The organism is Thiobaca trueperi, assembly GCF_004342175.1.
Taxonomy (GTDB): domain Bacteria; phylum Pseudomonadota; class Gammaproteobacteria; order Chromatiales; family Chromatiaceae; genus Thiobaca; species Thiobaca trueperi.
In genome coordinates this window covers 391,045-402,896 of the sequence record NZ_SMAO01000002.1, presented here as the reverse complement: position 1 = coordinate 402,896, position 11,852 = coordinate 391,045, and the positions used below count along the sequence as shown (strand labels likewise).

Genomic DNA, 11,852 nt, shown 5'->3' with positions numbered 1-11,852 from the left:
ACCCACGTGAACACCGTCCAGCGTCAATCCCTTCCCGCGACGCCATCATCAGCGGCCTGGATTTGCTGGCACTCGGCGAACCCCAGATCCTCCGACCAGATCAAGACCGCCTGTCAGGCCGCAACCGACTGCACGGCGACCGGCAAGCTCTTGGGCCGACTCTTCCAACTTACGAACCATCCAGACCGCTACCACGAGGCGCTTTTCGCGCATCGATTGACAAATATCAATCCGCCACCACCGCGTCTAGGCGGCCTCATGGTAAATTCTCAATGCTGATCATTGCATCAGCCAAATAACCAAACAGAAAAATAATCAGGGGGACACATCTCATGCGCATCAACAGACCCGCCATTTCCATCGGCGTTACCCTGGTCCTGGTCCTGGTCCTGGCCCTGTCGCCAGCCGCGCAAGCGACCAATGGCTACCTGTCACACGGTTATGGCACCAAAAGCAAAAGCATGGCCGGAGCCGGCGCCGCGCTACCTCAGGACGCCATGATCTCCAGCTCAAACGTCGCGGGTATGGTCTGGCTGGAGCAACGCATGGATCTTGGTGTCTCGCTCTTCGCACCCAGCCGCGAATACACACAAAATGAAACGACCAATCTGATGAACTCTGGCCCAGCGATGCCGTTCGGCAGCCGCTCGGACTTCACCGGGACGGTCGAAAGCGAAAACGATTTATTTCTTATCCCGCATTTTGGCTATAACCACCCGCTCGACGACATCAGCGCGGTCGGCGTCGCCCTGTATGGGAATGGCGGCATGAACACCAGCTACCATCGTCGCGATACCGCCTTCGAGATGGGCACCTACGGCGCCGGCACCACGGGGGTGGATCTGGCGCAACTGGCCCTGAATCTCAATTATTCGCGCAAACTCAACAGCGATTTCTCAGTGGGTGCGGGTCTCCTCCTGGCCTACCAGATGTTCGAGGCCGAGGGCCTGGCATCATTTGGCATGCTGGCGGCTGACGGCAACCCGGACAACCTCTCTAATCGGGGAACTGATGGCGTGTTCGGCTGGGGACTCCAGATCGGCGCACTCTGGCGGATCAGTGATCAACTTTCGCTCGGTGCCGCCTATCAGAGTCAGGTGGACTTCGATCGGTTTGACCGTTATTCCGATCTCTTCGCCGAGGGCGGCGATCTCGACGCGCCCGCGTTCGCCAATCTGGGCCTGGCCTTCAAGGCCACGCCAACACTCACCTTGGCAGTCGATGTGCAGCACATCTGGTATAGCGATGTCGATGCACTCGGCAACAGCATGACCACCAGCCTTCAGTTGTGCATGCAAGGCCAAACCGCCTACTGCCTGGGTGGAAGTAAAGGCGTCGGCTTCGGCTGGCGCGACATGACTGTCTATAAATTCGGCGCGCAATGGGAGATGCGACCAGACTGGACCCTGCGCGCGGGCTACAGCTACGGCAAGCAGCCAATCCCAGCAGAAGGCGTTCTCTTCAATGTCATCGCGCCAGCCCTGATCGAGCATCATTTCACGATGGGACTCACCAAGGCGCTGAATCAACGCAGCGAGATCAGTGTCGCGGCCATGTATGCGCCGCAGAAGGATCTTGATTGCGGTTGCTCACTCCCCTTCTCGGGCGGACCGGAGTCCATCAATATCGCGATGGATCAATGGGAGCTTGAGCTCAGTTTCGGCCTGAAATTCTAATCGCACATGCCTGCTCGGCGCCGAGACCCGCCGCAGACAGGCAGGAGCAGAGACATGCCGTGAGTGCGAACCCCGCTAAAGACCCTTCGGCAACGGCCTTCAGCCTGAGCGTTCAGTCCGGCGAAGCGGTTCCGCGAAAAAATTGTTACCATTGTGCCGTTTTGTATCGGCAGAATGCGCGACTCAATCGTCATGTGGTTTGTCTCCGACACCACGCGACCGCGCACCGCGACCCACGCGGACACCGTCCAATCAGCCAATGTCGGCCAACACAACCGCTGAAACCAACCATATGAAGCTGCTTGCACTTGGACTCAACCACAAGACCGCCCCGATCGACATCCGCGAACGCATCGCTTTCGGTCCTGACATCATCGCCGGCGCGCTGCGCGACCTGACCGGCTGTCAAGGCGTTTGCGAGGGCGTGGTCGTTTCCACCTGCAACCGGACCGAACTCTATTGCGCGGTCCAGGAAGGTGCGGAAGAGATCATTCGCCGCTGGCTCAGCGGCTTTCATGGCATCGAGCACGAGCGCGTCAATCCCTTTCTCTATGCCCATGCCGACCGCGACGCCGTCATTCATCTGCTGCGCGTCGCCAGCGGCCTGGATTCGCTGGTGCTCGGCGAGCCGCAGATTCTCGGTCAGGTCAAGACCGCCTATCAGACCGCGACCGACTGCACCGCGACCGGCAAGCTCCTGGGTCGGCTCTTCCAGCACGCCTTCTCGGTCGCCAAGACCGTTCGCACCGAGACCGCCATCGGCTCCAGCCCGGTCTCGGTCGCCTTCGCCGCCGTCAATCTGGCGCGCCAGATCTTCAGCGACCTCTCCGAACAGACCGCGCTCCTGATCGGCGCCGGCGAGACCATCGAACTGGCCGCCCGCCATCTGCACCACAACGGCGTCGGACGCATCATCGTCGCCAACCGCACCGTCGAGCGCGCCCATGACCTCGCCGCCCAGTTCGACGGCTTCGCCATCTCGCTCACCGAAATCGCCAATCATCTGCCCGAGGCCGACATCGTCATCGCCTCCACCGCCAGCCCGCTGCCGGTACTCGGCAAGGGCACCGTGGAACGCGCGCTCAAAAAGCGCAAGCATCGCCCCATCTTCATGGTCGATATCGCCGTCCCGCGCGACATCGAGCCCGAGGTGGGCGAACTCGCCGATGTCTATCTCTACACCATCGACGATCTGCAAGGGGTCATCGACGAGGGTCTGCGCTCGCGTCAGGCCGCCGCCGCGCAGGCCGAAGAGATCATCGACTTCCACGCCAGCGAATTCATGGCCTGGCTGCGCTCGCTCGATGCGGCAGGGCTGATCCAGGATTACCGCCGCCGGGGCGAAGAACTGCGCGATGAGGTGCTCGCCCGCGCGCAGCGTCAGCTCGAAGCCGGCAAATCGCCAGCCGAAGTGCTGAATTTCCTCGCCCACACCCTGACCAACAAACTGCTGCACGCCCCCAGCTCACGTCTGCGTCAGGCCGCGCGCGAGGGCGAGGCCGAGATCCTGGAAGCCGCGAACGAATTGTTCCAGCTCGACCCGACCCGCGCCCAGATCGACTGATGAATCCATCCATCCGGGGCAAGCTGGAACGCATCACTGAGCGCTTCAGCGAGATCATGGCACTGCTGGCCGAGGCCGAGATCCAGGCCGATCAGAACCGCTTTCGCGATCTGGGGCGAGAGTACGCCCAGCTCGAACCGCTCATACGCTGCTATGAGCAGTATCTGGCGGTCGAGCGCGACATGGCAGCCGCCGAGGAGATGCTCGGCGACCCGGAAATGGCCGCGCTGGCGAAAGACGAACTCGCCGCGGCCCAGGCGCGCCGCGCCGCGCTGGAGCCGGAACTGCAACGTCTGCTGGTACCGCCGGATCCCAACGACCAGCGCAACATCTTTCTGGAGGTTCGCGCCGGCACCGGCGGTGCCGAGGCCGCGCTCTTCGCTGGCGACCTGCTGCGCATGTATGTCCGTTATGCCGAACTGCTGGGCTGGCGCACCGAACAGGTCTCAGCCAGCGAGGGCGAACTGGGCGGCTATAAAGAGGTCGTGGTACGCATCAGCGGCAGCGGCGTCTTCTCCCGGCTGAAATTCGAGCCGGGCGCGCATCGCGTCCAGCGCGTGCCCGAAACCGAATCGCAAGGGCGCGTCCACACCTCGGCCTGCACGGTCGCCGTGCTCCCCGAGGCCGATTCAATCGATGCCATCGACATCAACCCGAACGACCTGCGCATCGACACCTACCGTTCATCCGGTGCTGGCGGACAGCATGTCAACAAGACCGACTCGGCCATCCGCATCACCCATCTCCCCTCCGGGATCGTGGTCGAATGTCAGGAAGAGCGTTCGCAGCACAAAAACCGCGCCCGCGCCATGTCGCTGCTGCACGCCAAACTGCTCTCCGGCGCCCGCGAAACACAGGCGTCCGAGCAATCCGAGTCGCGCAAATTACAGGTCGGCAGCGGCGATCGTTCGGAACGCATCCGCACCTACAACTTCCCGCAGAACCGGCTCACCGATCACCGCATCAATCTCACCCTCTACAAGCTCGACGAGATCATGGCCGGCCAGCTCGACCAGGTCATCGAACCCCTGCTGGCCGAATACCGCACCGAGCAACTGGCCGCGATGATGACCAGTTAGCAGGTGCAACTGCCAGATCCAACGCCGCGTTGAGCAGGCAGACCACTTCGCTGTAGAATGCACCCCCCGACGCCGCATCATGACTGCGGGTCGCCCCTTCACAGGCTGGCGTAGCTCAGTTGGCAGAGCAGCTGATTTGTAATCAGCAGGTCGTCGGTTCGAATCCGACCGCCAGCTCCAATCATAAAGAAAGTAAAGGGTTAGCCTTACCGGCTAACCCTTTTTCTTGCCTGAGTGCCTTCCGGGTAACGCTCGGGATCACAATCTGACAGCGTCTGGCATGTTTCCGACTGTGATGTCCCTTAGACTCTGTAGCCGCCATGCTTGAGCTGCCCTGCAAACTTCAACCCCCCTCACTCCGGCAAGCCCACATCGATCAGGCGCAGCCAACATGGCAACTTAAACGGACTGGCAAGCGCCGTTCAAACCTTGAATTGCCCAAGCTGCGTCTGGAGCTCAGCCGCCAGGCGAGCCAACTGTTCGCTTGCCTCGGCAATCTGACGGGAACCGTATGAGCTGCTGTCCACCGACTGGCTGATATTGGCGACGTTGCGGTTGATCTCTTCGGCGACCGCACTCTGTTCCTCAGCGGCACTGGCGATCTGGATGTTCATCTCATTGATGCGGGCAATGGCCCCACTGATCGCCTTCAACGAGGTTCCGGCGTGCGCCGCCTGGGTGACGGTCTCGGTGGATCGCGAACGGCTGAGGGCCATCGCGCCCACCGCATTGTCCGCTCCCGCCTGCAACCGTTCGATCATCTGCTGAATCTCTTTCGTGGAGGCTTCCGTTCGGGACGCCAGGACGCGAACCTCATCGGCCACCACTGCAAACCCCCGTCCCTGCTCGCCAGCACGGGCGGCTTCGATGGCGGCATTCAACGCCAGCAGATTCGTCTGCTCGGCAATCCCCCGAATCACATCCAGGACTTTGCCAATCGCCCCGCTGTCGGTTTCGAGCCGGTGGATGATCTCGCCCGCTTCCTCGATCTCGCGCACCAGCGACTCAATGGCGCTGATGGTTTGCTGAACCACATCGCTGCCACTGGCAGACTCCTGGTTGGCGATTTCCGCCGCACGGGCGGCGTCGTTGGCATGGCGCGCCACCTCCTGCACGGTGGCGGTCATCTCATGCATGGCCGTTGCCACCTGTTCGGTTTCCGCCCGTTGCCGCTGCATCTGACCGTCGCTGCTCTCACTGGTCGCGAACAATTCTTCCGCAGCGGCCGCCAGTTGCGCGGCCACTCCCGTCAACTGGCCAACCAGATCCTGGATCTTGCTCACGAAGGTATTGAAGGCGGCGGCGATATGGGCCATTTCGTCGCGACCCTCGACCGGCAGGCGGCGCGTCAGATCGCCCTGCCCGCTGGCGATGTCTTCGAGGGCTGCCACCGCTCCACGCAGCGGGGTGGCCAGACTCCGGCTCAAGACCAGAATCAGCGCCACCAGCAGGGCAAGACCAACCAGATTGATGAAAATGACCCGCTGGATCAGCGTATCGGTGTTTGCGAGGACGTTCTCCAACGGCAGCATCATGACCAGAGACCAGGCGCCGGGCGCATCGCCGAGAGGGATGGCCTCACTGACGATGAGGGTCTGTCCGGCATGGCGAGCGATCTCTCGCCGGGTCATGAATGCCTGTCCCTGGAGCACGGCATCCGTGAACCGGGGCAGATCCTCGCCGAAGGTATCGGATTCGGTATCGCGCAGATTCAGACCCAGCCGGGCCGGATCCGGGTGGGCGATGACGCCCCCCTGCTGCCCGAACAGTGCGGAAACGCCTTCAAAGGGTCGTATCTTGGCGATCTGTTCCTGGAGGTCTGACACCAGCAGATCCACGCCAACCACGCCGACGCTCCGGTCATCCTCAATGATCGGGATCACCAGCGAGGTGAGCAGTTTCTCCACCCCGCCCACCGCATATTTGTAAGGCTCCAGGATCACCGGGCGACGGCTGGTCTTCGCCAGCAGATAGTAATCGCCGGCGCCGGGGGTGTCGTAGTCCTTCAATGGCTCCGAGGCCGTCTTACCGCCATCCCGATACCAATATGGAATGAAGCGCCCGGTGGCGTCATGGCCGGCGGCGTTGACGAACTGCGCGTCCAGGCCGTCGAAGGCATTCGGCTCCCAAACCGTCCAGACACCGAGGATTTCGGTATGGTCGGCCAGATAACGGGCGAAAACCTGATTGATGAAATCCCGGCGCTGATCGGGCTGAATCCGGTTGCGGGTGTGGAGCACAGTCGCCAGCGCGCGGACGCTCGCCAGATCCTGCAACAGATCTCCCACGATCTGCTCACCCTGCGCACGCGCCAACTGGCGGGTGGCCGAAATTGCTTCCTGCGTGGTCGCCTCCCGCACCATCCCGCGCGCGAAAAGCGTCGTCCCCAACAACACCAGCACTGACATGGGAACAAGCGTAAACAGCAGTTTACGTGTCATGGAAAGTCGATTGAGCATGGCCGACTCCTGAATGCAGGGACATCCAACGCTAAAACAGCAATGAAAAACACCGGTCGAATCAGATCAATGGCGCTGCGCATGCCGGACGAACGACCATCCGTCCGGCTCGCGACCTCAACAGGCATGCCCCCGGCATTTTGAGGGCGGGGCTTCAAGATTCCAGCCCCGGAGATTTGGATTGTCGGCTCCTCAACCCCGCTCATCAAGGTAGGAGAAAAATTTTCGGTCTTCGCTGAGGATGTGCCGGGCGACCACGTCCTGGGCCAGAAACTGAAAGAGTTCGCCGATGCCAAGCATGCCGTCATGAAAGCGAGCGACCAGATCGACAGCCGTCTCGACAAGCTGACGATGGATGACGGCATGTTCAGATGCACCGGGGAAACCGGCGGCCTCAATGATCGTCTCCTCGTCCTGGAAATGCTGGGAAACGTCACGCACCAGGAGATCGATCAGCATCGCCACCTCATCCTTTGAATGATCGGAGAGGATGGCGGTCAGGAGCCGGTTGGCGATCTCAAACAATCCGCGATGGTGGGCGTCGATCAGCGGGTGTCCGCACTCGTAGGCGGAGTGCCAGTGCAGGTGGACGAAATTGGCCGAGACAGCCAGGTCGGCCGGCTGCGAACTGCTGGCCACGAAGACGACCGCATCGCGTCCGACATCCTTCGCCTGATACATCGCCTTGTCGGCACGCTTGAGGATCGCCTCCTGATCAGCGCCCCGGTCGAACAGGGCGCCGCCGATGCTTGCCGTGCAGCGATGCTCAACGATGGCATCGGCTTCGCCATCGTGCGTCACCGTCAGAATATAAGGGCGAGCCAGTGCGAAACGAATCTTTTCGGCGATCATCCTCGCCTGCCCCCCGGCGACCGCTTCGTCCGCACTGAGACCATTGAGCACAACCACGAATTCATCGCCGCCGAGACGCGCGACCGTATCGACCTCGCGCACGGTCGTGCTGAGTCGGCGAGCGACTTCGATGAGCAGCAGATCGCCCACCGCATGCCCATGCTCATCGTTGAGCGGCTTGAAGTTGTCGAGATCAAGCAGCATCAGCGCACCACCAAGACCGCTCCGCTTGCTGCTGGTCAGAGCCAGCGTGAGCCGGTCATGCAGCAAGCGCCGATTGGGCAGCCCGGTCAGGGCATCGTGGTAAGCGACCTGCTCCAGTTGTTCCTGCGCCACGCGATAGTCGTATTCCAGGCGCTGCGCATTCATCACCTTCTGGCTCAAGGCGATCAGAATGAAGCTCATGATGATGAGCAGAAACAACAGGTTTTGAGACAGTGGAAGCGTCGCGATGCCCGCCGTCAGTGTCTCTGCCGAGGTCCAGACCAATCCGACGCGGACAACATTCGACACGATCAAAACGATCCAGACAGCGGCCTGCAACCAATCCCCGGAACCGAAATAAGCAGGTCGTCGGGTCAGCAGCAGCCAGGCCAGCCAACACTCCAGAAACCCCCAATAAATCGACAGGATCAGGAAGCGGATACTGAGGCTGGGGACGTGATACGAGAAATAGAGGATCAGACCGATGAAAGACAGCGAGACGATGATCTCCCAGCCGAAACGGAGCGGGACACCGCGAAACAGATGGGTTCCCCGAACATAGAGCATCAGTTCGAGGAGCATGGCGTAATTCGGCAGAATGATCGTGAGCCAAGGCGGAAACTGATCGCGCGGAAGCAGCAGCAGTGTCAGTGCGGCCGTTCGGCACAGGGTTCCGGTCAGCCAGTAGCCAAAGCCCGGATAAGTGTGGCGTGTCCAGAAGACAACGGCCATGGCCAGATTCACCGCCAGCGAAACGGCCAGACCGGACTCAATAACGGTTCTGGTGTCCATGATCTCCTGGGGGAATCAGTGTTCCTGACAGCGAGCGTTGGGAAGCATCGGTGTTCATTGACAGGTTCAGGTGAAGGCAGCTCGGCAGGATATGCAGCGCCTTAGAAATTCCGGGGCCGTTGGTTGTCGGTTTGCGAATCTTCGACAACGACAACGACCAGAGACGGTTTCGGAACATCTGCACGGCTGCAATAGCCGTTTCCAGGAAGAGCCGAACCTGTCAGACACAGATGAGCTGAATACTATCAGCGACGCCCAGGCAAGGCGAATCGACGACCGCCGGATCAACTTTTCGCAATGCAAGCGAGCCTCGCGCCTGTCGGAACGACCGGAGATGCTATCGAAACGCCTTCTGTAAAACACCTGTCCGATACTTTTATGCTAACGCTGACTCACAAGCGCCAACACATGCACGCTCATTTCTGAGCGAGGGGGTATCTCCCAAAGCACGCAGGAAGATCCCGCGTGCGCCATTGATGTCACGATCCACGGTCAGGCCGCCGCTGGTGATGGTTTTCGCACCGCCGATCTGTTTGATCTCGCCGGTCCAACTGGCCGTTTTCGAGGTGTAGGCTTCGTTGACGCGAATCACGACCTTGCCAACCCGTTTGGCTGCCGCCTCCAGGCGCTGTCCGAAGCGGAAGAAGGCGTAACCGAGCATCGCCCGGACGGATTTCGCCCGGATCCTGCGCCTGGATTTCGCCGACATCGCTTGGGTCTCAAAGGTCGGCAGCAGGATCAGGTCGAAGCGGTCGAGCAGGAAGCGAATCGCCTGAAAGTGCAACTCGTCCACCAGATCACGGATCTTCCAGCGCAAGCGGTGCGCGGCCTTGCGGAGCCGGGCTTTCTGCCGACATTTGGCCTTGGCGATCTTCGCCAGCAGGCGATCCAGGTGATAGCAGAGACGGGCAATGCGGGCGAAATCGCCCTGACCGATCTTGAACGCCTGGTCTTCGGCAAAGCCGGTCAGAAAGGTGCGGATGCCCGGATCGAGCGCCACCACGCGACCTTGATTTTCGGTCTGGGTGACGGGCACACGAAAGGGGACGATCACGAACCATCGGCCATGCTCGCAGACCAGGCGCGAATCCCTTGCGTTGTCGGGGAAGTCCTCGGCGCGCTTGAGGCTCCCGGCAATCTTCGGGTAAATGCCCGCGTCCTTGAGGGCGGACGACGGGATGAAGCAGGATTGCTTCGGGTTCTTGCGCGAGCGGAAGCTCAGATCGAACGGCTCGCCGGTCTGCCGCCATTTGCGCACGCCATTCGAGAACGCCTTGTAGGCGTCCTCAACGGCGATCTTCTTGATCTGATAGGGGATCGGTCCGGCCCACTCCGGCAGGCTCGGCAGGACGATCTTCGCCGCTCCCATCCAATGTCCCGCCCGCTCGCCGGGCGGCAGATTGAGATGCTTGACGGTCTCGTTGTAGACGTATCTTGAGGTTCCGAGCCACTGCCGAAACAGGCTCTTCTGTGCCGTCGTCGGATACACGCGAATCCGCCTGGCCTTGATGACTTCGCCGCCCGTGCATTCGACACGCGAAGTGATGGAGGATGGCGAGTAGATCGGCGGTGAGTTCGGTTTCTTGGGATTGATCGACTGGCTGATCGAGAACCACGATCTCGCCGCCGTTGCGTTCGACCAGGAAGGCGATGAGGTCGAAGCCGAAGCGGGCGAGTCGGTCACGATGGGCAACCACAACCCGGAGCTTATCGCCGCGCAGGAGTCGTTCCAGTAAGGCGCGCAATCCTTTGCGCTTGAAGTTGAGTCCGCTGGCGATGTCCTGGACGACTTCCGCGTCGGGGTAGACGCGCCGCAAACGCTCGATTTGTCGCACGAGGTCGGAGCAAAGCTTGGCGCTGCTGACGCGGGCGTAAAGGATGGTGACGGCATCGGTCGCGCGCCGCAGGTAGGCGTCCACGTCGAAGAGGCGCTGCCCGGCGGGATTGCGGATGCTGGGGATAAGTCCGTCATCGGCGTATTTACGCAGCGTATTGGGGTGCAGTCCAAGTTCGGCGACCGCCTTCCGCAAGGGGACGTAGGCCATGAAGACGAAAAGAGCGTATGTTGTAGAAAGTGAGCTTATGTTAGCTTATTTGTAACTGTTTATCAACCTCACTCTTCCCGTCGCGTTTTATTCGCGCGCGCGGGGAACACCGGGGCTGTTGTTCGGCGCTGCTCTCATCCCGCAGTTCATCCCCGCGAGCGCGGGGAACACACCGATAGCGACCTTCATGAGGCGACCCATGCCGGTTCATCCCCGCGAGCGCGGGGAACACCGGTAGATCAGCCAGGGTAAATTCCAGGTTGCCGGTTCATCCCCGCGAGCGCGGGGAACACATTCGTTGTCGCCGTGCCCGAGTAGCTGGACGCGGTTCATCCCCGCGAGCGCGGGGAACACAGCCCTGCCCAGCCTAGCCCTGCCCCGCCGATCGGTTCATCCCCGCGAGCGCGGGGAACACCCGCCCGTCGCCCGCTGCACCCGGTGTACTGACGGTTCATCCCCGCGAGCGCGGGGAACACCTGCACGTCCCCTATGAGCTGCTCGCCAAAGACGGTTCATCCCCGCGAGCGCGGGGAACACGATTCGGCGAGCCGTAAGCAAATCCTCGACGCCGGTTCATCCCCGCGAGCGCGGGGAACACATTTCGACTGGAACTACCGCGAGGCGGATGACCGGTTCATCCCCGCGAGCGCGGGGAACACACGGCGCCGATGCGCGGGCTCGGCTGGAGCGACGGTTCATCCCCGCGAGCGCGGGGAACACGAGCGCGGTCATTGCGCACCTCCGGCATATTTCGGTTCATCCCCGCGAGCGCGGGGAACACACCGCCAGCGTCGTGCAGGGCCTGGTCGCCGCCGGTTCATCCCCGCGAGCGCGGGGAACACCCTGGGAGCCTGTCATGGCCAACGCAAGCCAACGGTTCATCCCCGCGAGCGCGGGGAACACGGTCGGACCCAGCAGGCGCCGGGTGATTTCGTCGGTTCATCCCCGCGAGCGCGGGGAACACCGCTGGTCGGTCACGAAGGCGTCGAGGATTTGCGGTTCATCCCCGCGAGCGCGGGGAACACGGCGATGGCTTCCTGGTTGCCGTCGCGCTTGGCGGTTCATCCCCGCGAGCGCGGGGAACACTGCGCGATCAGCTTGAGCACGTTCTTATGCTGCGGTTCATCCCCGCGAGCGCGGGGAACACTGGAGTTGCCGCACTTTGATCGTCCGCCCGGCCG

Annotated in this window: 6 protein-coding genes, 1 tRNA gene, 1 pseudogene and 1 CRISPR repeat array (1 of these 9 running past the window's edge); of the genes and pseudogenes, 4 read left to right on the top strand and 4 right to left on the bottom strand. The window is 61.7% G+C overall.

The genetic code is table 11. The features are described 5' to 3' along the window. Nucleotides 1–332: 332 nt before the first annotated feature. From EDC35_RS04965 to EDC35_RS04950, 4 genes are all read left to right on the top strand, one after another. Nucleotides 333–1,676, top strand: coding sequence for an OmpP1/FadL family transporter (locus EDC35_RS04965; RefSeq protein WP_132976116.1), 1,344 nt, complete (start codon nt 333–335; stop codon nt 1,674–1,676). 292 nt (nt 1,677–1,968) lie between these two features. Further along, nucleotides 1,969–3,240: a glutamyl-tRNA reductase gene (gene hemA, locus EDC35_RS04960; protein ID WP_132976115.1), complete on the top strand. Its 1,272-nt coding sequence runs from the start codon at nt 1,969–1,971 to the stop codon at nt 3,238–3,240. Then, nucleotides 3,240–4,319, top strand: a complete 1,080-nt coding sequence (gene prfA / locus EDC35_RS04955; protein ID WP_132976114.1) for a peptide chain release factor 1 — start codon at nt 3,240–3,242, stop codon at nt 4,317–4,319. Before hemA ends, prfA begins: the two co-directional genes overlap by 1 nt. 104 nt (nt 4,320–4,423) lie before the next feature. Further along, a tRNA-Thr gene (locus EDC35_RS04950) sits at nt 4,424–4,499 on the top strand. Between the two features lie 242 nt (nt 4,500–4,741). On the opposite strand, the gene EDC35_RS04945 is transcribed toward EDC35_RS04950, so the two are convergent. The 4 genes and pseudogenes from EDC35_RS04945 to EDC35_RS04930 form a co-directional block, all read right to left on the bottom strand. Beyond that, entirely contained in the window at nt 4,742–6,778 is a 2,037-nt protein-coding gene (locus EDC35_RS04945) for a methyl-accepting chemotaxis protein (RefSeq protein ID WP_132976113.1), read from the bottom strand. Nucleotides 6,779–6,970: 192 nt separating this feature from the next. Next, a complete protein-coding gene (locus tag EDC35_RS04940; protein WP_132976112.1) occupies nt 6,971–8,626 on the bottom strand; it encodes a diguanylate cyclase domain-containing protein in 1,656 nt (551 codons plus the stop codon). A gap of 376 nt (nt 8,627–9,002) precedes the next feature. After that, entirely contained in the window at nt 9,003–10,115 is a 1,113-nt protein-coding gene (locus EDC35_RS04935; RefSeq protein ID WP_243651437.1) for an RNA-guided endonuclease InsQ/TnpB family protein, read from the bottom strand. A gap of 13 nt (nt 10,116–10,128) precedes the next feature. After that, nucleotides 10,129–10,671: pseudogene (locus tag EDC35_RS04930) on the bottom strand (IS607 family transposase); the annotation flags it as partial. Nucleotides 10,672–10,813: 142 nt separating this feature from the next. Beyond that, nucleotides 10,814–11,852: a CRISPR direct-repeat array (repeat unit 29 nt; unit sequence CGGTTCATCCCCGCGAGCGCGGGGAACAC); it runs 3,932 nt beyond the window's last position.

Bases quoted from the DNA above. Each gene is read 5' to 3' on its own strand.
- EDC35_RS04940 (WP_132976112.1), bottom strand. From the start codon at position 8,626: ATGGACACCAGAACCGTTATTGAGTCCGGTCTGGCCGTTTCGCTGGCG.
- prfA (WP_132976114.1), top strand. From the start codon at position 3,240: ATGAATCCATCCATCCGGGGCAAGCTGGAACGCATCACTGAGCGCTTC.
- hemA (WP_132976115.1), top strand. From the start codon at position 1,969: ATGAAGCTGCTTGCACTTGGACTCAACCACAAGACCGCCCCGATCGAC.
- EDC35_RS04965 (WP_132976116.1), top strand. From the start codon at position 333: ATGCGCATCAACAGACCCGCCATTTCCATCGGCGTTACCCTGGTCCTG.
- EDC35_RS04945 (WP_132976113.1), bottom strand. From the start codon at position 6,778: ATGCTCAATCGACTTTCCATGACACGTAAACTGCTGTTTACGCTTGTT.